We start from the raw sequence: 21,569 nt of genomic DNA, 5'->3' as shown, positions 1-21,569 counted from the left end.
CAGAGCGGCTTTGCCTTCCAAACTCAAAGGCGCGCCGGGTAATGGTTCAGACGTATTCACCGGCTTGCCTTTCACTCGAATTCCGAGAACCCCGCCGATAGGATATTCTCACCCGTAACAATTTGAACCGACCTATAAGATAACGCCGTATAACAGTCGGTAAACCGGCCGTTCCCGACACAAACGCCCGGTTAAAATCTTTGTTCCAATTCAGGGTTTTCACTTCGATCAGGCAGCCACCTTTGTGGTTTCATTAAAGAAAAGCGCCTGGCTGATCAGAGCCTTAACCATGTCGGGATTGAAGGGCTTGGTCACGAGGAAGGTGGGTTCGGGCCGCTCGCCCGTCAGCAGCCGCTCCGGGAAAGCGGTGATGAAGATCACCGGGATAGTGGCGGACTTCAGGATGTCGTTGACGGCATCGATTCCCGAGCTGCCATCCGCAAGCTGGATGTCGGCAAGCACCATGCTCGGCTTCGTCGCATTATAGAGCGCGACGGCTTCGGCATGCGTACGGGCAATGCCGGTGACGCGATGGCCGAGGCTTTCCACCATCTGTTCGATGTCCATGGCGATCAGCGGCTCGTCCTCGATGATCATGATATCCGTCGCCACCTGGCGAGAGATTTCCTGGGAGGCGGTGTCGAGCAGATGCATGGTTTCGCTTTCCGAAACGTCGAGAATATCGGCGATCTCCCCGAGACGGAAGCTTTCGACGGACGCGAGCAGGAATGCCTGGCGGGCCAGCGGGGAGACCTTCGAAAGGTTCACCGAGGCGCGCTGCTCCCAGGCAAATGGAGAGGCTGGCTCAGGAATCTGCAGTGTTACGGAACCGAACAGCTTCGTGAACAGTTTATAAAGTGCGACACGGTCGCTGTCCGTGTCGGGAAAGATGGAAATGTCGGCGATGATAGCTTCCAAAACCGCAGCAACGTAGGCGTCCCCGGACGTCTGTGTTCCGGTCAAGGCGCGGGAATAGCGACGCAAATATGGAAGATGCGGCGCAATACGTGTGGAAAGTGTCATCAAGGGCTCCCGCCTTTTATCAAATTCTAATTAAATACAGCCGGAGAGACTGCAATGACTAACAAACGTCAGTTCAGTAAAAAAGTTCCTCTTTGTCGGAACTTTTTTTAGGCAGTCGCATTACAATGCTTACAATCGGCAAACCTCATCCTTTACGATTCGTTAGGTAATAGTTTTGGAGGGGTTGGCCGGTCTCCCGGACGGGGAGGCAAGAGTGCGCCTTATCCAGGAACGCGGGACAAGTAAGAAGCGAGCGGGTTACATGACTATCCAAAACCACGAGGACGCAGACAAGAAGGTATCGGACCTCCGTGCGATAGATATCCTCGATCCCAATAATCAGATCGGCAACCGGCTGCGTTCGTTTTATGCCGCCATGCAGGACGAAGCCATCCCCGATCGTTTTCTCGATCTTCTCGAGAAGCTCGATCAGGCCGAGCGCTTGGCCTCTGCAAAGGTCTCCGAATAGGAGGAGGCGGGATGGAAACGCAATCGAGCTTCAAGCGCGAACTTCTCGCGGCTCTGCCGAGCCTTCGGGCCTTCGCCATTTCGTTGACCGGTCGTCATGACCGCGCTGACGATCTCGTCCAGGACACGATCATGAAGGCCTGGGCCAAGCAGGATCATTTCGAGATGGGCACCAATATGAAAGCCTGGCTCTTCACGATCCTGCGCAACGAACTTTACAGCCAGATGCGCAAGAGCGGCCGTGAGGTTCAGGACAGCGACGGTGTCTTTACCGAATCCATGGCAACGCATCCCTCGCAATACGGCGCTGTCGACCTGCAGGATTTCCGCAAGGCACTGGATCGGCTGCCGTCGGATCAGCGTGAAGCCATCGTCCTGGTGGGCGCATCCGGATTTTCCTATGAGGAAGCCGCCGAGATTTGCGGCTGCGCGGTCGGCACCATCAAAAGCCGAGTCAACCGCGCGCGTCAGCGCCTGCAGGAATTGCTCGGCATTTCGGGCGAGGCGGATTTCGGTCCGGATGCCACCTCGGCGCCGCTGACCTCCAAAGCCTTCGCTTTCTGACACGAAAAGCCCGGTCGGACGACCGGGCTTTCTTTTTTATATCAAGAATAAACCTCCACCTACGGTGGAGGACTGGACGAGTTTTACACGGTAGTTGAGAGACCTCCTGCTTGAACCTCTGGTGTGGCCCAGACTTCAAACAAGGAGGTTATATGGACGAGCAATCGCTCTCGCATGCGACGTGGGACTGCAAATATCACGTTGTTTTTGGCAGCAAATACCGAACGAAAAGACTCTACGGGGATGTGCGTCGAGAGTTGGGTGAACTCTTACGTCGTCTGGCTCAGCAAAAGGGCTGCCAGATCGAAGAGGGTCATTTGATGCCCGATCATGTCCACATGTTGATATCGATCCCGCCGAAATACTCGGTCGCGCATATAGTTGGATTTTTGAAGGGCAAGACGGCTCTTTACATTGCCAACAAGTACGCGCGTAAGCGCCGCTACAAAGGGTATCACTTTTGGGCACGTGGGTATTTCGTGTCGACGACGGGCTATAACGAGCAGGTCGTCAGACAATATATCCGGAACCAAGAAAAGGCCGACAAAGCTTCCGACTTTGCCGACCTCTTTAATCGTAGCTACTAAGCGCTAACAAAACCACTTCTAGTGGTTCAAGCGCAGCGTTTCAAACCTCCACCTTTGGTGGAGGTCATGACTTCTGATCATTTACCTGTATTTTTGCCGCATCACGATGCGAGGTATTTGCCGGTCGCCTCAGGCGCCGGGAGCAGCCGGATCAATCGCCGTCGTCATCCCTCGTGCCGAACAGATTGCCGAATACGAGAGCTGCGGCAATGGCCGCAGTCATGAGCGGCTGTTTGCGCACCAGGCCAAGAGCCGCCGCCGCCATCGATTCCATCGCCAGCCGACGTTCGCGAACCCGGCGCTTCTCCTGCTGGTTGATGATGGCCATGACGACGAGGACGATTAGCCCCAGCAGCAGAGCGCCCGCCGCGATCAGCAGCGCCGACACCGCGGCCCCGTATATCGTTGCAAGCCAGATGGCTGCCGCCACCAGGGCGAAGGCATAGGCGGTGAGCAGGAGAAGGGCCGCGACGGCGATGAAAATACCGTTGCGCTTGGTTCGCGCAACGGTGCGGTTGAAAGTGCCTGACAGAAACAGGCCGAGGATCGGAGCGAGCATCCCGCCACCCTAGCGGCGAGACAGCAGCAGCGCAACAGCGAGGCCGAACGCCGCAGCCGCGCCGACGGTGGCGACCGGATGCTGGCGTACGGTTCTGCGCACTTCGCGCGAGCTTTTCGCATAGCCGCGCTGGAGATCGCGCAGCAGTTCCTCGCCGCGCACCGCCAGGTCGTCGTAACTGGACTCGGCAGTCGCCCGCAATTTCTTGCCATGCTTGGCGCTGTTCTCGCCAATCAGCTTGGCGAAGGCTGCAACTTCTTCGCGCAGCGATTCGATCTGGTCTTCGATGCTTGCCTCGACATCATGCAGGCTGCTGCCGTTGCGCTTGCCTCGTGCCGAATGGAGGATGGATGTGGCCATGTTCAGCTCCCTTTCGCTTTGTCCGGGCGCCCTCAGGCGCCTTTTATCCACGCGGTCGGAGGCTATCCGACACACTCGCTACCTTGCGCTCGGAACCTCAATTCCGATCACCGGGTCTCAACGCGCGGCTGCAACAAAAGTTCCAGAACGAACAGACGACTCAGCCGATCAGCGCGCTATGCGCAAGGACGAAGGGAGCGCCATCGGCGGGAACACGGTTGACGCGCAGGTTGCAGCCGAACACGTCCTGCAGGTGCTGGTCCGTCAGGACGTCCTTGACCGAGCCCTTGGCATGCAGCCGGCCGTTCTTCAGCAGCACCATCCGGTCGGCGAAGAGGGCGGTCAGGTTGAGGTCGTGCATCACGGCGATGACGCCGCCGCCACGCCGGCAGAACTGCCGGGCAAGCGTCATGATGGTGAGCTGGTGGCTGATATCGAGGCTGGACACCGGCTCGTCGAGGAGCAGCCAGCAGGGCCTGCCGTCGATGACCGGCTCGGAGATCTGGCACAGCACGCGGGCAAGCTGCACGCGTTGCTGTTCGCCACCGGACAGCTCCTGATAGAAGCGGCCTTCGAAGCCGGCGAGATCGACGGCGGCAAGGGCTTCCGCCGCCGTGCGGTCGGCCTGTTCCGGATGGCGGTTGCGCCCGCTGGTAAGGCCCATGCGGACGATTTCGCGGACGGTGAAGGGAAAGGATATCGAGCTTGCCTGCGGCAGGACACCGCGCATTTCGGCAAGCTGCCAGGCTGCCAGGCCGCCGATCTCCGCACCGTTCATGTGCACGGCGCCGCCATGGGCCAGCTCGCCGGAGACGGCTTTCATCGTGGTGGTCTTGCCCGAGCCGTTCGGTCCGCAGATCGCCGTCAGCGTTCCGGCCTCGGCCGTGAAGGATATGTCCTGCACGACGGTCTTGCCGGCAAGCCGGACACTCAGATTGGAGACTTCGATCATCGCAGGCTCACAGGCTGAGGCGAGAGCGCTGCCGCAGCAGCATCCACAGGAAGAACGGGCCGCCGACGCCGGCCGTCAGAATGCCGATGGGCAATTCCGCCGGCGAGACGATGGTACGGGCCACCACATCGGCGGTGACGAGCAGCGAGCCGCCCAGCAGCGCCGAGGCGGGCAGCAGGAAACGATGGTCGGGACCGATCACCATGCGCAGGATATGCGGTACGACGATGCCGACGAAGCCGATGCCGCCGCTGACCGCGACGGAGGCGCCCACAGCCGCGGCCACGCTGACGATGGCGATATTCTTCAGCCGCTGCACGGCGATTCCCATGTGGAAGGCCGCCGCCTCGCCGAGCGTCAGTGCGTTCAGCCCGCGCGCCATGAAGGGAAGCGGCAGGAGGGAAAGGACGATGATCGGGCCGGCACCGGCAACCTTGCCCCAGGTCGAGCCGGCCAGCGAGCCCATGCTCCAGAAGGTGAGGTCGCGCAATTGCCTGTCATCGGCCATGTAGATGAGGATTCCGGTCGCCGCGAGAGCGAGCGAACCGAGGGCGATGCCGGCGAGCAGCATGGTTGCGATGGATGTCTGTCCATGCCTCGTCGCGATCTTGTAGAGCAGTATCGTCGTTGCCAGGCCGCCGATGAAGGCCGCGACAGGCAGGGCGAAAATGCCGAAGAGATGCACTACCGGAGCCAGCACGCCGCCGCCGAGGACGATCATGGCGACTGCGCCGAGGCTCGAGCCGGCGGATACGCCGATCAGGCCCGGATCGGCCAGCGGATTGCGGAAGAGGCCTTGCATGACCGCGCCCGAAACAGCCAGGCCGCCTCCGATCAGGAAGCCCAGCACGGCGCGCGGCAGGCGGATATCGAAAATGACGATGCGGTCGCGCATGCTGAGCGTGCTTTCGGCGCTGCCGCCCAGCATGCCGGCAATCACGTCGATGACGGAGGCATTCGAGGCGCCGGTCGTGATCGAGAAGAGAAATGCAGCCGCCGAAACCAGTACGAGGCCGGCGATGACGAGGACCGCAAGTGCGGTGCGATCCCCTTCGCGACGGCGTGCCGTGGATTGCGACATCTGCTTCAGCCCTGCCATGGCATCGTTGAATGCCACGTCAGCCTCCGTAGATCGCGGCGTTCAGCTCGCGGATGGCGCTGGCGGTGCGTGGTCCGAAGCCGAGCAGATGCAGGCCGTCCATGCGCACGACAGCCTTGTGGCTGGCGGCGGGCGTCAGCGAAATGGCCGGCTGCTTGAGCAGATCCTCGTTCGACATCGACAGCGGGCCTTCGCGATCCATGATGAGGATGACGTCGGGCTTGGCTTCGATGATCGCTTCATCCGTTACCGACTTGTAGCCGGAGAAGCCGCTGATCGCATTGATGGCGCCGGTGAGCTTGATGATGCCATCGGCGGCCGTATCGCTGCCGGAGGCGAGGATCTTGCCGTTCTGGTTGCTCAGGATGAAGAGCACGCGCTTGCGCTCGGCTTCCGGACGCCTGGCGGAATCGTTGATCGCCGCGTCGAGATCGGCCGCGACCTTGTCTTCCAGCGCCTTGGCCTTGTCCGGTACGCCGAGCAGCGCGCCGACGACCTCGATCTTTTTCAGAATGCCGTCGCGATCGTAATGCTGCGGCACGGTCTCGAATGGCAGGCTGGCATTGCGCAGTACAGCCAATGCTTCCGGCGGGCCGGACCCTTCGACGGCGATGATGGCCGTCGGATTGACGGCCAGGATGCCTTCCGGCGACAGCGCGCGCATATAGCCGACATCCGGAAGCTGGGTCGCCTCCTTGGGGTAGAGGCTGGTCGAATCGCGAGCGATAAGCCGCTTTTCCTCACCGAGCGCATAGATGATCTCTGTGACATCGCCGCCGATGGAGACGAGGCGCGAGGTATCCAGCTTGGGTGATTCGGCAGCATGCGCATGGCGCACGAGGCTACCGAAGCCGGCAATGGGATTCGCCGGCACGAGGGGGAGGGCCATCACCACCACGGTCAGGGCGATTTCCCACGGCCGGATGCGCTTGAGGTTGCTAAACATCGTCATCGGCCATCTCTCATGCGGCGACGCTGGTGCCGGCTTTCGTCAGGTTTTCCATGATGACGCGCCAATCCGGGCGCTCATCGAAGCCTTCCTTCCGCTTGCCGAAGAACTGGATGATCATCTCGCCCTTGGCGTTATAGGCTTCCAGCGAGGTTACATGGCCGTCCTTGGTCGGCTTGCGCACGGCCCAGGCTTCGGCGATGTGGTCCTGCCGCAGATGCAAATGAAAGGTCGGGTCCATGATGTTGATCCACGGGCCCATGGTCTGCACGTTGAAGATGGGGCCGGAATGGATCTGCACGGTGCCTTCGTTGGCGACGAAGCACATGATCGGCAGGCCCTCGCGCACGGAGGCGTGCATCATCTCGGCCACAGCGCCGGAATCCAGCTTCCATGCGTAATCGTCGCCGATGGTGCGGATCGCGTCCTGGCGGCCGATCTTCAGCTTCTTCAGCATGCCGAAGAATTCATGCGTATCGGTCATGCGGCTCCAGTGGTCGCGCAATTCGTCGCGGCTGACGTCGCCATCCGTCGCGCCGTTGTCATAACCCGAGCGATCCTCGACGAATTCCTGCGACTGGTCCTCGATCCGCAGTTCGGCGACCATGGCGTGATAGGCATCGACGTTCGAGGCGGGACGCAGATGTATCTTGTGGACGGCATCGCCCGCCTTGTCGAAGAACTGCAGGCTGAGCTTCTTCTGATCGCCGTCGCTCTTGGTGACGGCGAAACCATGGACCCAGCGCTTCGGGAAAATACGCAGGTCGATATTCTCGCCCAGTACGATAGCCGCCTGCACGCCGGACTTCATGTTTTCGTAGACGCCGATCTTTTCGTGAACAGCGCTTTCGTTGCGCGACAGGGCCATGATCTCGCCGAGCGAGGCGATCCGCTCCAGGAAGCGATCGACGCTGGCATCGATGCGGATGGCCGAGATGCCGACTTCGGCCGCCACAAGGGCAGCCTCGGAGATATTGAGGCGGGCCGCGATGTCGCGCTCGCGCATCTTCGGGTTCTCGGCGCGGAAGGCGCGGATTTCGGCGGGAGTGGGTCGGGTCTCAGTCATCTGTCATGCCTATTTGTTGAGTATGAGCTTGCCTTGGCGCGTAATCCTCATGCGGTAGATGACGCCTTCATGCTTGATCATGATTTCGGTCTGGCCCCGGAAAATATCCGTGCTCTCGACCATTCTTATCTGTGGTGCCGCCGTGCATTGCGCCGGCTGCGGTGGGGTCTTCTCAGCAATCATCCTGTTTAGTTTTGCCTGAAAATTCATCGGTGGCCGAACCGTTGTCCGGCCAAATTTATCTTGACTCTCATACTCATGGTTCCATAAAGACGCAATAGAAGACCACTAAAGTCAAGTTTAAAAATTTCGACGGTACACGCCAGGGCCGTTGGCCGGGCAAGCACGCGTCAAGGATATTCAGGAGACATGTCGATGCTGACGAAAACGATCTTGGCGCTCGCTGCTTCGGGGCTGTTTGCGGCAACTTCCTGTGTTTCCGCCTTTGCCCAGGACGCGAACGCGGCAGCGCCTGCATCGGCCGCTCCGTCGTCTGCGCACAAGCTCAACGTCGAACTCAATGCCCTGGCTCCTTCGCAGAAGGGATGCATGATGACGTTCGTCGCCGAAAACGACATGGCGACGCCCATCAACAAGATTTCGTTCGAGCTTGCCTTCTTCAACGACAAGAACGCCGTCGATCGCGTCACCGTTCTCGATTTCCGCGATCTGCCGCTCGGCAAGAAGCGGGTGCGGCAATTCGACATGCCCGGCGTGAAGTGCGAGACCGTGACGCGCATCATCATCAACGACACGCCGGTCTGCGATGGCCCGGCCGCCGGCGAATGCAAGGCGGCGCTGACGACCCGCTCCCAGACATCAGTTCCTTTCGAGGGCTGACGCCATGGCGCCGCGCTCGGTGAAGGTTCCCATGGAGCGCCACCGCACCTGCGGCGGCATGAATGACAATTATCCGAGCGTGCTGCCGGGCCACGAATTGACCGGCCTCGACGGACCGCGGCCGCCGGCCGGCGAGGCCGTGGCGCACTACATCCGCTTTACGCAGATCGATTCCTTTCCGGATAACCCGGCAGGCCCTGCCGCCATCGAGACAACCGAGCCGTTGTCGATGGATGCGCTGCCGGAAAGGGAAGGCAGGGCAGCGACACGGCGTAAAACGTCGCTTGTTTTCTCCGGCCTCGGCTCTTGCCTGTTTCATGTCGCGATCGTGGCGATCCTGCTGATAACTTTCGTACCGACGCCGGAAGATGCGCAGGAAGAGGCAGGGGATACCGTCAGCGTGATCATGATCGGCAGTTCCGATACCGATCAGATGGCGGAGGGTGAAGAGAATCAACAGCCTGAGCCGGAACAGGTGACGGCAGAGACCGTTCAGCCGCAGACGGTTCAGCCCACGGAAGTTACCCCTGAGGAAGCGCAGCCACCTCAGCCGGACGTCGTTCAGCCGCAGACGACAGAGGCTCAGCCGGTCGAAACGGCCGAAGCTGTCCAGCCGGTCGAGCAGGTGCAACCTGAAACAGTAACATCCGAGCAGCCGCAAATTCTGGCAACTCAGGCACCGGCCGAGACGACGGTCATTCAGCCAACCGAACCCGTGCAGCCGGTAGACACTCAGGTCGTTGAGGCCCAACCGGTCGAGCCCGCGCCGGAAGTAGTGACCCCTGTTGCGAAGCCGAAACCGGTTGCAAAGCCGAAGGAAATCAAAAAGCCGGTCGCAAAGATCGTGAAGGCGAAATCGGGATCGAGAGGCGAAAGTCAGCAGGATTCGAAGAGAGGTTCCGTCGACGGCACCGAGGCGGTACAGTCGGATAACAATTCGCAATCGAATGCTCGCCGGATGGGTTCGGGTAGCGCGGCCGTTGCCAACTACCCGGGTAAAGTCCAGGCTCGCATTCGTAGAGCTGTTCGACTTTCGTCGAAATATCAAGGTGGAATTACGGTACGTGTACGCCTTACGATCGGCTCGGGCGGTGATTTGAGCTCTCTTTCGATTGCGCGCAGTTCCGGTATTCCCGAGCTGGATCAGGCTGTTACGGATGGAATTCGTCGTGCCGCTCCATTCCCGCCGCTGCCGCCGGAATGGGGCAAGCCGAGCTGGTCCTTTACTCAGGAAGTTCAGGTGACGGGGCGCTGAGTTTAACCGTAACGGTGCTCATGCCGCTTCTATATCGCGCTTTGGTTCCGGAAAAATACAGGCGGCAGTTCGCCGTATTAAAATATGATGAAAACTCTCAACTTTATACTTTACTCCAAAACTCATGTTTAATATGGTCGCCTCGTGCTCGATGGAATCGAGCGCGAGAGCAACCAACAAACGGGTGATACATGGCGCGTAAGGGGAAGAGGGATTTTGGCCGCGATGGCCGGCAGGCGCAAACGTCGGCGCCGGAGCCGGTGTCCGGAAGATCCGGTCTCGACGGCCGCAGTTTCCTCTATGTCGGCGGCCGCGATTGCCAGGTGGCGCATTTGCGCCAGATCGCCAGCAACTTCGGCGCCGAGCTGATCCACCACGATGGCGGCCTGCGTGAGGCGGTGTCGCGCATCGATACCGTTCTGCCTTCGGTCGACTGCGTCTTCTGCCCCATCGACTGTATCAGCCACGATGCCTGCCTGCGGGTGAAGACCGGCTGCAAGAAATTCGGCAAGGCCTTCATTCCCCTGCGCAACGGCAGCAAGTCCAGCCTCGAGCGTGCGCTGCAGACCATGAAAGAACGAGACGTTTCCCAATGATCGAGAATGGCCCTGACGGGTTTATGCTGATCGGCCTGCATAAGCTGGCCGCGCAGAATGGCGACGGGCTGGTGCCTGAACTTTACGAACTGTTGATGCGCCGTGCCGAAGACCGGCAGCGTGCCGCGAACGTGGCGGCTTTTCCTGTCTGGAAGACACGGCAGCCGGGGGAGGCGCCGGACCAGCCATTGGATGAAGCCAGCCGCGATGGCGCGAATGTCGTTGCCTTTGCGCCGAGGGTGGATAAAACTGCTCCGCGCCGCAAGAAGGTCTGATCGTCGAAAGAGGTTGCCATGTACATCGCCATGAACCGCTTCAAGGTCGTCATCGGTTTGGAGGGCGAATTCGAAGAGGTCTGGCGAGGGCGGGATTCCCGGCTCTCCGAGGTGCCCGGTTTCTTGGAGTTCCGGCTCCTGCGCGGCAAGTCGGATATCGAGGAAGGCTATACGCTGTTTTCCTCGCACACCACCTGGCACAGCGAAGAGGATTTCATCAACTGGACGAAATCCGAGCATTTCCGCATGGCGCATCGCAATGCGGGAGAAAACAAGCGCCTCTACTGGGGGCCGCCGCAATTCGAAGGTTTCAGCGTGGTGCCGGGGATCTAAACCGAATTAGAGCAACCCCCGGAAAAGTGCGCAGCGGTTTTCCGTCCGAAATTACGTAAAAAGCAGAGAGATAGAGCGATTTCGTGAAACGCGGAACCGCTCCGGGCAGCCGGGTTAGGCAGAACACCGGTCGCAATGATGCCTGCGTCACGCTTTTGCGGTGCCGGCCCTAAAGAACGCGCCGAGCGCTATCGCAACCCAGCCGGCGATCATGCCCATTCCGCCCGCCGGGGCCGCCATCGGAAAGAGCGAGCCGCCGCCGAAATGCCTGTTGATGAGGTCGCCGGCGAAAATCAGCGTTCCCAGTCCCAGCAGAACAGCGGCAAGCGGCGCCGTGCGGATGCGGTCATAGCCGGCATAAAGCGCCAGCAGGGCAGGGGCGTGGGCGAGGCTCATGGCAGAGGCCGCGCCGAGGAAATGGGCATCGCCGCCATGAGTTGCGGCTGCGGCGAGCGCGACGCCGCCGCCGCCGAGAATGCCGGCGACAAACAGGGTGACTGGTCGGATCTTGGCGCCAATGCTCATGACTTTCTCATTCCCTGTTCTGCATATGGAAGGCCAGACGCTCGACCGGCTCCCAGATGATCGCCCTTAGTTTTTCGTTCTCGATGGTTTCGTCCATGGCGCGGCGAAAGCACAACAGCCATTCATCGCGCTCCCGCGGGCCGATGGCAGCGACGAAATGCCGGCTGCGCAGGCGCGGGTGGCCGCGCTTCTCGATATAAAGCTGCGGTCCGCCCAGATAACCGGTCAGATATTCGTAGAATTTCTCCTGCGAGCCTTCGAGGCTCGGCGGATGCACCGCCCGGCAATTGGCTGCCTCCGGCAAGGTATCCATCAGTTCGTAGAAACGCGACGTCAGCGCCCGCACTGTCCGCTCGCCGCCGATCGCTTCGTAAAGTGTGATGGTTTCTTCGCTCAAGCCTCGGCCCCTGTTTGCGATGTCCTACATGACAACTGACGGATGGCGCCGCAACCGTCGATGCGGCCGGTGCGGCGTTTCGGCGCTGCTTTATTTCGTTGTTGTCAGCCGGAAAGCATCGCTTTCGCCGGGGATGAGCTCCAGCGGCCAGACCGTCTGGCGCGACTTTCTGGAATATTCGTGGCTGTAGGCAGGCATGCTGGACAGCAGGATTTCCGCCAGTTCGACGCCGAGGTCGTGTAGCGACGTTCGGAAGCAGGTCAGCGCCGGTTGCAGGAATTTGGCGCGCGGCGCCTCGCGGAAACTCACCACGGCAATGTCGCGGCCCGGAATGATGCCGGATTCCATGACGCGCCGATAAAGGCCGATCGCCATCAGCTCATAGATCAGGATCACGGCCGTCGGCCTGTCCTCGAGACGAAGCAGCTCGTCCGCGACCTGATAGCCGCCCTGTTCGCTCGATTTGGCGCGAATGACTAGGGCGGGGTCATAGAGGATGCCATGCCGCTCCAGCGCCCGGCGATATCCCTCCACAAAAACGAAGCCGAGATTGATGTCGCTCGACGGCGCGCTGATGGCAATGCGGCGATGCCCATGCGCCACGAGCCGGTCGATGGCGCAATTGATCACGCCGCCGAAATCGAGGTCGACCCAGGGATGTTGCGTGCCCGAAAGACTGCGTCCGAGCGCTGCGAAGGGAATCTTCGCCTTGGCGAGCAGATCGAAGCGCTTGTCGACACGCTGCGTCTCCGAAATAATCAGGGCATCGACGATGCGCCGCGCCACCATGCGCTTCAGATATTCATAAGGGTCTTCGTCATGCGGGCAGGGCAGCATGATCAGATCGAGCTTGTGGCGCGAGAAGACGCTCTGCAATCCGCCCGTCACGGTCAGGAAGAAATTGTCGCTGTTTTCGACCGTTTCCCGGCTGGATTGGATCATCAGGCCGATGACGTTCGTCGTGCCTTGCCGAAGGCTGCGCCCGGATTGGTTGGCGACATAGCCCAACTGCTCGGCGGCGGCGAGAACGCGCTTGCGGGTCTCCTCGTTGACATCAGGCTTGCCGTTCAATGCTCGTGATACTGTGCCGATCGAAATATCGAGATGTTCGGCAAGCTGACGAATTCCCTTCATCGGCCGCGGTTTTCCTCCCTGAACCATTTTCCATAGTCCTCCTCTATTGACACAGGAAAATCTTTTCGCATAGTATCGTAAACGTTTACGGAGCGCGTGTCATGAGGGGTTGCGCGCCGCCCGCTGGAGGACATCGTGAAATTTAATGCCATTTTGTGCGGGTGCGGAGCTATGTCCAAGGGCTGGCTCAGGGCCATCGCCTCGACGCCGGCGCTCGCCGAATCCATTCGCATCGTCGGTCTGGTCGACCTCAATCGAGCGACCGCAGAAAACCTTGCGAAAGAGTTTTCCCTCGAAAATGTCGTCATCGGCTCGGATCTGGCTGCGGTCATCGCCGCGACCAAGGCCGATCTGGTCTTCGACATCGTCATCCCGGCGGCCCGCTTCGGCGTGGTCTCGACGGCGCTGAAGGCCGGCTGCCATGTGCTGAGCGAAAAGCCGATGGCGACGTCACTGGCTGAGGGCGCCGAGCTGATCCACCTCGCAGCCGAGGCAGGCAGGGTTCACGCCATCATCCAGAACCGTCGCTTCATCTCCGGCATCCGTCGCATGCGGCGCCTGGTGGAAGAGGGGGCGATCGGCGCATTGACGGGCATTCATTGCGATTTCTTCCTCGGACCGCATTTCGGCGGCTTCCGCGAGGAGATGGACAATGTGCTGCTGCTCGACATGGCCATCCATACCTTCGATGCCGCCCGCTTCGTTTCCGGCAAGGTGCCGCTCTCGGTCTATTGCGTCGAGAAGAACCCGGTCGGATCCTGGTACAAGCATGGCGCATCGGCTCATGCGCTCTTCGATTTTTCCGACGATGTCGTCTTCAGCTATCGCGGCTCCTGGTGCGCCGAGGGACGGCGCACGAGCTGGGAAAGCCAATGGCGGCTGACCGGCAGCAAGGGCATGCTGACCTGGGACGGCGAGGAGAATTTCGAGGCCGCCGTCGCCGGCAACGAGCCGGGGCTGCTGCACGGCTTCACGCCGATCGAGGTTCCCGGGCCCAGTCACGAGGAAGAGACGCATGGCCATGCCAGCGTCATCGCCTCCTTCATCGAAGCGATCAGGACCGGCAAGCCGCCCGAAACGGCCAGCGGTGACAACATTCGCAGCCTCGCCATGGTTCTCGGTGCGATCGAGAGCGCCAGGACAGGCCGGCGCGTCGATATCTCAGCACAAGGACAGTGACATCATGACTAATCCGGCAAAGGCCATCCGCATCGGAACGATGATCAGGGCCACGAACGAGGATGCCGCCAAGGGCATCGCCAAGATCGCCGATCTGGGCTTCGAGAGCTTCGAACCTTTCTTCTGGCAGACCACGAATGGCCAGAACCTTGCGGAACTCGGCAAGCGCTGCCGCGATGCCATCGGCGATCGCGACATCACGATTTCGACGCTTGGCATGTTCGGCAATCCGCTGGAAGAGCACGAGCTGGACCTGCAGACGCTGCAGGGCTGGAAGGACTGCATCGACAACGCCCATCATTTCGGCGCCACCTGCGTCGCTGGCTTTACCGGCCGTGTCCGCAACAAGCCGCTCACCGACAGCCTGCCGCGCTACAAGCAGGTCTGGAGCGAGCTTGCCAAGCGTGCTGCCGACAAGGGCATCAGGATCGCCTTCGAAAATTGTGCCATGGACGGCAACTGGGCGACCGGCGACTGGAACATCGCGCACAATCCGGATGCCTGGGAGCTGATGTTCAACGAGACGCCGGACGACAATCTCGGGCTGGAATGGGAGCCATGCCATCAGATGGTCTATCTGATCGAGCCGCTGCCGCAGATCCGCAAATGGGCGAAAAAGATTTTCCACGTCCATGGCAAGGATGCGACGATCCGCTGGGATGTCATCAAGGAGCACGGCATCTTCGGCAAGGAGAAGTTCGTCTTCATGCGTACCCCCGGTTTCGGCGACAGCAACTGGACCGACATCATTTCCGAACTGCGCCTTGCCGGCTGGTCCGGCTCCATCGACATCGAGGGCTGGCACGATCCGGTCTATCGCGATGCGCTGGAGATGACTGGCCAGGTCCACGGCTTGAACTATTTGAAGAGCTGCCGGGGTGGGGAATTCGTCGAATAGCGCACATATTTGCGAATCTGCATCGATTTAGAAGACGAGTTGTGCGTTAATCAACTGCCCGGAGGCTGACGCCCCGGCGCAAGACGGGCATCCAAACGGAGGAATTGCCGAGCGTCTGTTCGTCGTCCCGCGGGAGAGGCGGGCACCCGGCAAAAGAAGAGAAAAACGCCGACGGCAGCGCGAGCCATGTCGTCGGACTAACACCGTCACGGTTCGCATGGTGGAGGAGAATATATGAATATTTTTTCGAAGCTGGCGATCTCGGCTGGCATGTCGCTACTGTTGGCTGCCGGCGTGGCGCAAGCCCAGAGCAAGACGTTTAACGTCTGGTGGTACGAGCTGCCGGATACCCCGCAGGCCAAGGCATGGACGAAGGCTCTGGAAGCGCTGAAGGCCAAGCACCCCGATATCAATATCAATTTCGAACAGAAGACCTTCGAACAATTGCAGAAGGCAGGGAGCCTCATCCTCAATTCGGACCAGGCCCCGGATGTCCTTGAATATAACAAGGGCAACGCCACGGCCGGTCTCGTCGCTTCGCAGGGCCTGCTGACGCCGCTCGACGACGAATTCAAATCGCGCGGCTGGGACAAGATCCTCAATGAAACCAACACGCAGCTCAGCAAATACGACGAGAACGGCGTCTATGGCTCCGGTCCGATGATCGGCATTCCGGCCTACGCCGAATTCGTCTCGGTCTTCTATAATGAGGATATGTTCAAGGCCAACAACGTGAAGGTGCCGACGACGCTCGAAGAATTCGAAGCGGCGCTCGCTACTTTCAAAGAGAAGGGCATCACGCCGCTCGCCTATGGCACGGTGGATTCGAATGCGCAGCACCTGCTCTATACGCTGGCGCTCACGCAGGCCGACGATACCTGGGTGAAGAACTATCAGGGCCTCAAGGCTCCGCTCGACACCAAGCCTTTCCTGTTCGCCGCACAGAAGATCGCCGACTGGGTGAGCAAGGGGTACATCTCCAAGGATTCGACGGGTCTGAAGGGTACCGGCGGTGCCGATAACCTCTTCTCGTCCGGCAAGGCGCCGATGTTCGTCAGCGGCACCTGGAACAACGGCAACTTCGCCGGCACGATCAAGAACTTCAAGTGGAGCCAGTTCATCTTCCCGACGCCGAAGTACAGCACGGGTTCGACGGGCAGCATGTTCATGGTGCCGAAGAGCGCCAAGAACAAGGACCTCTCCTACGAGTTCATCGATCTGGTTCTCAGCAAGGATAACCAAAATCTGCAGGCAAACCTCGGCGGTGTCGCCATCGCTGCCGATCCGGCTGCCATCACCGACGAAGTCGGCAAGCGCAACGTCGAACTCTTCAATCAGATTTCCGGCAAGGGCGGCTTGGGCTTCTATCCGGACTGGCCGGTTCCCGGCTATTACGAGCTGCTGATCCAGGCAACCACCGGCCTCGTGAACGGCTCGACCACGCCTGACCAGTTCGTGGAGCGCCTGAAGAAGGCTTACGACGACGCGCAGGCAGCGCAGTAAACACCATCGGCTACAATCACAACGGCGGGACGGCTTTCATGCCGCCTCGCCGTATCGGACTGGAGGATTTCGATGGATAAGTCGAAGAGCGCCGGCAGGGCGGGGTACTATCTTTATATGATCCCCGGCGTGCTGGGGTTTGTTCTTATCGTGCTCATTCCCCTGATTGCCAATTTCGCAATCAGCTTCACGACATGGAAGGGCGGCAATTTCCTGCCCCGCTATGTCGGTCTGGAGAATTATCAGAGGTTGCTGCAGGACACCGTCTTCTGGAGCTCGATCCAGCATACGGTCCTTTTCATCATTTCGATGACCATCGTGCCGATCCTTCTCGGGCTGGTGCTCGCGGCGGTGCTATTCGATTATATCAGCGCCAAATTCAACGAGACGTGGTCGAGCTTCTTCCGCGCAGGCTTCTATCTGCCGCAGATCCTGCCTCTGACTGCTGCCGGCGTCCTATGGGGTTGGATTCTCAACCCGATCGGCATCATCAATGCGGTGTTGAAGGCGATCGGGCTCGATTTCCTTGCCAAAAACTGGCTGGGCGACGCCAATTACGCGCTCTGGGCGGTTTCGGCCGTTATCGTGTGGGTGCAGGTCGGCTATTGCCTCGTCGTCTTCATGTCGGGTCTGGCGCGTGTCGATCCTTCGCTTTACGAGGCTGCCGAGCTCGACAATGCGAGCTGGTTCGGGCGCTTCCGCTCCATCACGATCCCGATGCTGATGCCGGAAATCTTCGTCGTTGCGCTGACGACGCTGATCGCCGCGCTCAAGGTTTTCGCGCCGATCTACGTGCTCACCTCGGGCGGTCCCGACAATGCGACGACGGTGCCATCCTATCTGTCCTATTATCATTTCTTCACGACGAACCGCGTCGGCTATGCCGCCGCCATCGCAACCCTGCAGACGGTCATGACCATCGTGCTCGGGGTGGTATTCCTGCGCATGCAGTCGAAGCAATCCGAAGGAGGGCACTGATATGACGGCCACATCCTCGATTTCAGCGCAGGCGGTTTCGTCTGACAATCCTCAGAAAAAGGGCTTCGGGCGTTGGGTCGTCCTGGCCATCCTGCTTGTGTTCCTGGCAAGCACGCTGTTTCCATTTCTTTTGGCGGCGCTCAACGCGATCAAGACGCCGTCAGACTATGCGGCCAACGGACCGCTCGCCTTGCCTCACAGCTTTGATCTGACGGCGCTGAAGAACTTCTGGGCCACCGTCGATTTTCCGCGCAAGCTCTTCAATAGCATCCTCATCAGCGTTTGCACGGCTATCCTGGCCGTCGTTTTAAGTCTGCTCAATGCCTATGCCATCGGTATTGGCCGCGTGCGCGGCGGACAGGTGATGCTCGTCATTCTGTTGATTTCGATCATGGCCCCGCAGGAGGCGCTGGTCTATCCGCTCTACTACATGTCCAAGCAGGTCGGCCTGTTCGACTCGATGTTCGCCGTGATACTGATCTTCGGCGTCCTGCACACGGCTTTCGGCACCTATCTGCTGTCGTCAGTCATGGCCACATTTCCGCGAGAGATCATCGAAGCGGCACAGATCGACAATGCCTCCCGCTGGCAGATCCTGTGGTTGGTGATCGTCCCGGTGCTCAGGCCGACGCTGGCAGTGCTGGCGACCTTCTTCTTCATCTGGACGTGGAACGAGTTTCTGATTCCCCTGGTTTTTCTTGTCTCCAACAACAACCAGACGGTCTCTGTCGCCATGGGCGTTCTCTCAGGTTCCAACACGCAGGAGCCGACCGCGATCGCAGCGGCATCGCTGCTGGGCATTACCCCGACGATCATCTTCTTCCTGATCTTCCAGCGGACCCTGACGCGCGGCGTCGCCGTGGGTGCCGTCAAATGAACAATGCGGAAGTCCCGTTCCGGCCTTGCCGGTCGGACGGGGCGCGAAGAATGGCAAGTCCGACGACATTCGATTTTCCGCAGGAGGCGTAAAGTGACAGGTATCAATATCAAATCCCTCACCAAGCATTTCGGTGCCGTGCAGGTCCTGAACGACATCGATCTGACGATCGAGCGCGGCGAGTTCGTCGTTTTCCTCGGCGGATCGGGCTGCGGCAAGTCGACATTGCTGCGCATGATCGCGGGTCTGGAATCGATCACCAGCGGCGAAATCTGGATCGGCGGCAAGCGCGTCGACCAGCTGCCGCCCGGCGAGCGCGGCGTCTCGATGGTCTTCCAATCCTACGCGCTTTATCCGCATATGACCGTTCGCGACAACATGTCCTTCGGCTTGCGGAATATCAAAACGCCGAAGGCCGAGATCGACCGGCGCATCGAAGAGGCTGCGAAGATCCTGGAAATGCCGCATCTGCTGGATCGCAAGCCCTCGGCGCTTTCCGGCGGCCAGCGCCAGCGTGTCGCCATCGGCCGCGCCATCGTGCGCGAACCCGATGTCTTCCTCTTCGACGAGCCGCTTTCCAACCTCGATGCCGGCCTGCGCACGCGCACGCGCGTCGAGCTGGCGCAGCTGCACGAGCGGCTGGGCGCGACGATGGTGTTCGTTACCCACGACCAGGTGGAGGCAATGACGCTCGCCGACCGCATCGTGCTTCTGAACAACAAGAAGATCGAGCAGGTGGCGACACCCGTCGAGATCTATACACGACCCGCCACGCGCTATGTCGCACAGTTCGTCGGTTCGCCGGGCATGAACTTCATCAATATCGCCGGCGTCAGCGAGGCGGGCGGGCTGGCGACGGCCACGTTGCCGGACGGATCGGTGATCAAGACGGCGATTGCTCTCGAAGGCTTGTCGAATTCCGGACTGACGCTTGGCATACGCCCGGAGCATCTGGTCGTCACGACGGCCGACAAGGGCGATATTGGCGGTCAGGTCGAGACCATCGAGCGTCTGGGCGACCGTTCGCTCGTTCACGTCCGGCTCAAGGACGGCTCGAAGATCATCGGCACCGATCCCGGCATGACGACGATTACCACCGGCTCGCCAATCGCCTTTGCCGTCGATGCCACAAAGGTCAGTATCTTCGATGAAGCGGATGCGGCCCATCATTCCGTAAACTGAGGAGGAAACAACAGAAAGACCAGCCATATTCAAGGACCTTCGAAGGTCGCCGATTAGATCATTGACGAAACCGTCCAACTGGTATGTTATGCCGCCATGTCCACTGCGCACCATAGAAAGAAGCAACCAGTGTTCGTCCGCCAGCAATTGCTGGAGGTGGCGGCGCGGCTTGCTTCCGAAAAGGGGATGACGGCGGTGACGCTGGATGCCGTTTCAGGCGCGTCCGGCGTCAGCAAGGGTGGTTTGCTGCATCATTTCCCCAGCAAGAACATGCTTCTGGAAGCGTTGTTCGACAGTCTGCTGGCGCGGCTGGACGCTGCGATCGAAGAAGCGATGCGCGCCGATCCGCTGCCGCATGGCCGCTTTACCCGAGGCTATCTGCATGCCTGCCTGGCTCTGCGCGATCAGCCGCAGGGCAACAAGGACTGGGCGCAGGTAACGATGGTGCTGCTCAGCGAGCCGCACCTGCGGCAGCGCTGGCGCGAATGGGTGCGCGAGCGCAGCGAGGAATATGTCGGCACCGACTCCTCGGTGGATGCGGCGATCGTCAGGCTGGCGACTGACGGGATCTGGCTCGCGGATCTGCTCGGCAGCCACGACATGGACCAAAGCGCCCGTCAACGGCTGGTCGACCGGCTGGTCGAACTGACGCAGCTCTAACATTATCGGAGACTATGGAATGGCGAACGCATCGGTCTATGCAATGCTGCTGGTTGCGATCGTGCTGGAGGTGATCGGCACGACGGCGTTGCAGTTGTCGCAGCAGTTCACCCGTCTCGGACCGACGATCGTCCTGGTGATCTGCTATACGGCGGCATTCTATTGCCTCTCGGTAACGTTGCGGGTCATCCCGGTGGGCATCGCCTATGCCATCTGGAGCGCGCTCGGCATCGTGCTGATTTCGATGGTGGGGGTGGTGCTTTTCCGCCAGAAACTCGATCTCGCCGCCATCGTCGGGCTCGCGCTGATCATCGCCGGCGTGCTGGTCGTGAACCTGTTTTCAAAATCCGTGTCGCACTGAAAACACAGGTGTTGTTCATGGTTGCTTTTGCCTTTGTCAAATCGCTGTGGAGGCATTATGTCTTGCGCAGATAGGCTGCCGGAGGCTTGAAATGCGGCGCTTTCCCAAAGCGCTTTGGACCGCATAACCTATTTAATCTCAATGGTATCAGAGGAGTGCCGTAATGACTATTCGTGCCGTCGTTTGGGGCGAGAACATTCATGAGCAGACCAACAAGGTCGTCGCCGAGATCTATCCGGAAGGCATGCACAACACCATCGCCAAGGCGCTGAACGCCGATGCCGGTATTCAGGCAACCACTGCAACGTTGCAGGAGCCGGAGCATGGTCTTACCGAAGCCCGGCTGAAGGATACCGATGTCCTTTTGTGGTGGGGCCACAAGGACCATGGCGCCGTCAAGGATGAGGTGGTCGAGCGCGTCGCCAGGCGCGTGTGGGAAGGCATGGGGCTCATCGTCCTGCATTCCGGCCATTTCTCCAAGATCTTCAAGCGCCTGATGGGAACGCCCTGCGCGCTGAAGTGGCGCGAAGCCGGCGAGCGCGAGCGTTTGTGGGTCATCAATCCCCGCCATCCGATCGCAGCGGGTCTCGGCGAGCATTTCGAGCTTGAGAACGAGGAAATGTATGGCGAGCAGTTTTCCGTTCCGGAGCCGCTGGAAACCGTGTTCATTTCCTGGTTTCAGGGCGGCGAAGTCTTCCGTTCGGGCATGACCTGGCGCCGCGGCGCGGGCAACATCTTCTATTTCCGCCCGGGTCACGAGACTTATCCGACCTATCACAACGACACGGTGCAAAAGGTTCTGATCAACTCCGTGAAGTGGGCGCACAACCCGCTCGGCACGCAGGCCAGCATCCACGACGCGCCGAACGTGCCGGTCGAGAAGGCATTGGAGCCGATCGTCGAGCGCGGCCCGAAACTCCATCAGGCCGGCGAAGCCGGTTATCGCTGA

General features: G+C 60.2%; 28 protein-coding genes. 17 read left to right on the top strand and 11 right to left on the bottom strand.

Annotated features, from left to right (window positions below; genetic code table 11):
• Positions 1–228: 228 nt before the first annotated feature.
• Positions 229–1,023 carry a response regulator gene (locus ACJJVH_RS10720; protein ID WP_112801749.1) on the bottom strand — a complete coding sequence of 265 codons (795 nt, stop codon included), beginning with the start codon at positions 1,021–1,023 and terminating at the stop codon, positions 229–231.
• A gap of 262 nt (positions 1,024–1,285) precedes the next feature.
• Here ACJJVH_RS10720 and ACJJVH_RS10715 point away from each other — a divergent pair, with 262 nt between their 5' ends.
• The 3 genes from ACJJVH_RS10715 to tnpA all read left to right on the top strand — a co-directional run bounded on the left by ACJJVH_RS10715 (position 1,286) and on the right by tnpA (position 2,642).
• Positions 1,286–1,492 carry a NepR family anti-sigma factor gene (locus ACJJVH_RS10715; protein ID WP_112801751.1) on the top strand — a complete coding sequence of 69 codons (207 nt, stop codon included), beginning with the start codon at positions 1,286–1,288 and terminating at the stop codon, positions 1,490–1,492.
• A gap of 11 nt (positions 1,493–1,503) precedes the next feature.
• Positions 1,504–2,055, top strand: coding sequence for an RNA polymerase sigma factor (locus tag ACJJVH_RS10710; RefSeq protein WP_112801753.1), 552 nt, complete (start codon positions 1,504–1,506; stop codon positions 2,053–2,055).
• 152 nt (positions 2,056–2,207) lie between these two features.
• Positions 2,208–2,642, top strand: coding sequence for an IS200/IS605 family transposase (gene tnpA, locus ACJJVH_RS10705; protein ID WP_113356627.1), 435 nt, complete (start codon positions 2,208–2,210; stop codon positions 2,640–2,642).
• A gap of 151 nt (positions 2,643–2,793) precedes the next feature.
• Here tnpA and ACJJVH_RS10700 read toward each other — a convergent pair whose 3' ends face one another.
• From ACJJVH_RS10700 to hemP, 7 genes are all read right to left on the bottom strand, one after another.
• Positions 2,794–3,201 (bottom strand): hypothetical protein, encoded by a 408-nt coding sequence (locus ACJJVH_RS10700; protein ID WP_112801755.1) that lies wholly within the window; start codon positions 3,199–3,201, stop codon positions 2,794–2,796.
• A gap of 9 nt (positions 3,202–3,210) precedes the next feature.
• Positions 3,211–3,561, bottom strand: coding sequence for a glycine zipper domain-containing protein (locus tag ACJJVH_RS10695; RefSeq protein WP_113356410.1), 351 nt, complete (start codon positions 3,559–3,561; stop codon positions 3,211–3,213).
• Positions 3,562–3,721: 160 nt separating this feature from the next.
• The gene (locus ACJJVH_RS10690; RefSeq protein WP_112801758.1) at positions 3,722–4,513 is read right to left on the bottom strand and encodes a heme ABC transporter ATP-binding protein; all 792 of its coding nucleotides are present in this window, start codon (positions 4,511–4,513) and stop codon (positions 3,722–3,724) included.
• 7 nt (positions 4,514–4,520) lie between these two features.
• Positions 4,521–5,612, bottom strand: a complete 1,092-nt coding sequence (locus ACJJVH_RS10685) for a FecCD family ABC transporter permease (protein WP_412065158.1) — start codon at positions 5,610–5,612, stop codon at positions 4,521–4,523.
• Positions 5,613–5,631: 19 nt separating this feature from the next.
• Complete coding sequence (locus ACJJVH_RS10680) at positions 5,632–6,564, bottom strand: heme/hemin ABC transporter substrate-binding protein (protein ID WP_112801762.1); 933 nt, start codon at positions 6,562–6,564, stop codon at positions 5,632–5,634.
• Positions 6,565–6,574: 10 nt separating this feature from the next.
• Positions 6,575–7,627, bottom strand: a complete 1,053-nt coding sequence (locus ACJJVH_RS10675; RefSeq protein ID WP_412063884.1) for a hemin-degrading factor — start codon at positions 7,625–7,627, stop codon at positions 6,575–6,577.
• Positions 7,628–7,636: 9 nt separating this feature from the next.
• Positions 7,637–7,810 (bottom strand): hemin uptake protein HemP, encoded by a 174-nt coding sequence (gene hemP / locus ACJJVH_RS10670; RefSeq protein WP_112801870.1) that lies wholly within the window; start codon positions 7,808–7,810, stop codon positions 7,637–7,639.
• 192 nt (positions 7,811–8,002) lie between these two features.
• Between hemP and ACJJVH_RS10665 the strand changes: the two genes are divergently transcribed.
• From ACJJVH_RS10665 to ACJJVH_RS10645, 5 genes are all read left to right on the top strand, one after another.
• Entirely contained in the window at positions 8,003–8,467 is a 465-nt protein-coding gene (locus ACJJVH_RS10665; protein ID WP_112801873.1) for a hypothetical protein, read from the top strand.
• A 139-nt stretch (positions 8,468–8,606) separates the two neighbouring features.
• Complete coding sequence (locus tag ACJJVH_RS10660) at positions 8,607–9,722, top strand: TonB family protein (RefSeq protein ID WP_412063883.1); 1,116 nt, start codon at positions 8,607–8,609, stop codon at positions 9,720–9,722.
• Positions 9,723–9,913: 191 nt separating this feature from the next.
• Positions 9,914–10,318 (top strand): DUF2325 domain-containing protein, encoded by a 405-nt coding sequence (locus ACJJVH_RS10655; protein WP_112801768.1) that lies wholly within the window; start codon positions 9,914–9,916, stop codon positions 10,316–10,318.
• Positions 10,315–10,593 carry a hypothetical protein gene (locus ACJJVH_RS10650; protein ID WP_412063882.1) on the top strand — a complete coding sequence of 93 codons (279 nt, stop codon included), beginning with the start codon at positions 10,315–10,317 and terminating at the stop codon, positions 10,591–10,593. Before ACJJVH_RS10655 ends, ACJJVH_RS10650 begins: the two co-directional genes overlap by 4 nt.
• 18 nt (positions 10,594–10,611) lie before the next feature.
• Positions 10,612–10,926 carry an antibiotic biosynthesis monooxygenase family protein gene (locus ACJJVH_RS10645; RefSeq protein ID WP_113356415.1) on the top strand — a complete coding sequence of 105 codons (315 nt, stop codon included), beginning with the start codon at positions 10,612–10,614 and terminating at the stop codon, positions 10,924–10,926.
• Positions 10,927–11,073: 147 nt separating this feature from the next.
• Here ACJJVH_RS10645 and ACJJVH_RS10640 read toward each other — a convergent pair whose 3' ends face one another.
• From ACJJVH_RS10640 to ACJJVH_RS10630, 3 genes are all read right to left on the bottom strand, one after another.
• Entirely contained in the window at positions 11,074–11,451 is a 378-nt protein-coding gene (locus ACJJVH_RS10640) for a DUF423 domain-containing protein (RefSeq protein ID WP_113385677.1), read from the bottom strand.
• A gap of 7 nt (positions 11,452–11,458) precedes the next feature.
• Positions 11,459–11,848: a group II truncated hemoglobin gene (locus ACJJVH_RS10635; protein WP_113356417.1), complete on the bottom strand. Its 390-nt coding sequence runs from the start codon at positions 11,846–11,848 to the stop codon at positions 11,459–11,461.
• A 90-nt stretch (positions 11,849–11,938) separates the two neighbouring features.
• Positions 11,939–12,982: a substrate-binding domain-containing protein gene (locus tag ACJJVH_RS10630; protein ID WP_112801875.1), complete on the bottom strand. Its 1,044-nt coding sequence runs from the start codon at positions 12,980–12,982 to the stop codon at positions 11,939–11,941.
• 135 nt (positions 12,983–13,117) lie between these two features.
• Here ACJJVH_RS10630 and ACJJVH_RS10625 point away from each other — a divergent pair, with 135 nt between their 5' ends.
• The 9 genes from ACJJVH_RS10625 to ACJJVH_RS10585 all read left to right on the top strand — a co-directional run bounded on the left by ACJJVH_RS10625 (position 13,118) and on the right by ACJJVH_RS10585 (position 21,569).
• A complete protein-coding gene (locus ACJJVH_RS10625) occupies positions 13,118–14,161 on the top strand; it encodes a Gfo/Idh/MocA family protein (RefSeq protein WP_112801776.1) in 1,044 nt (347 codons plus the stop codon).
• Positions 14,162–14,165: 4 nt separating this feature from the next.
• Complete coding sequence (locus tag ACJJVH_RS10620; protein WP_112801778.1) at positions 14,166–15,059, top strand: sugar phosphate isomerase/epimerase family protein; 894 nt, start codon at positions 14,166–14,168, stop codon at positions 15,057–15,059.
• A gap of 234 nt (positions 15,060–15,293) precedes the next feature.
• The gene (locus ACJJVH_RS10615) at positions 15,294–16,562 is read left to right on the top strand and encodes an extracellular solute-binding protein (protein ID WP_112801779.1); all 1,269 of its coding nucleotides are present in this window, start codon (positions 15,294–15,296) and stop codon (positions 16,560–16,562) included.
• Between the two features lie 72 nt (positions 16,563–16,634).
• Entirely contained in the window at positions 16,635–17,540 is a 906-nt protein-coding gene (locus tag ACJJVH_RS10610; protein WP_112801781.1) for a carbohydrate ABC transporter permease, read from the top strand.
• 1 nt (position 17,541) lies between these two features.
• Entirely contained in the window at positions 17,542–18,417 is an 876-nt protein-coding gene (locus tag ACJJVH_RS10605) for a carbohydrate ABC transporter permease (RefSeq protein WP_112801783.1), read from the top strand.
• A 93-nt stretch (positions 18,418–18,510) separates the two neighbouring features.
• Positions 18,511–19,599, top strand: coding sequence for an ABC transporter ATP-binding protein (locus ACJJVH_RS10600; protein ID WP_412063881.1), 1,089 nt, complete (start codon positions 18,511–18,513; stop codon positions 19,597–19,599).
• 96 nt (positions 19,600–19,695) lie between these two features.
• Positions 19,696–20,259, top strand: a complete 564-nt coding sequence (locus tag ACJJVH_RS10595) for a TetR/AcrR family transcriptional regulator (protein ID WP_113356420.1) — start codon at positions 19,696–19,698, stop codon at positions 20,257–20,259.
• Positions 20,260–20,278: 19 nt separating this feature from the next.
• A complete protein-coding gene (locus ACJJVH_RS10590) occupies positions 20,279–20,620 on the top strand; it encodes an SMR family transporter (RefSeq protein ID WP_112801790.1) in 342 nt (113 codons plus the stop codon).
• Positions 20,621–20,783: 163 nt separating this feature from the next.
• A complete protein-coding gene (locus tag ACJJVH_RS10585) occupies positions 20,784–21,569 on the top strand; it encodes a ThuA domain-containing protein (RefSeq protein WP_112801792.1) in 786 nt (261 codons plus the stop codon).

Source organism: Rhizobium sp. SYY.PMSO, assembly GCF_046840415.1.
In the GTDB taxonomy this organism is placed as follows: Bacteria; Pseudomonadota; Alphaproteobacteria; order Rhizobiales; family Rhizobiaceae; genus Rhizobium.
Note: the sequence above shows the minus strand (reverse complement) of the source record. Positions and strands in the feature narration are given on the sequence as shown.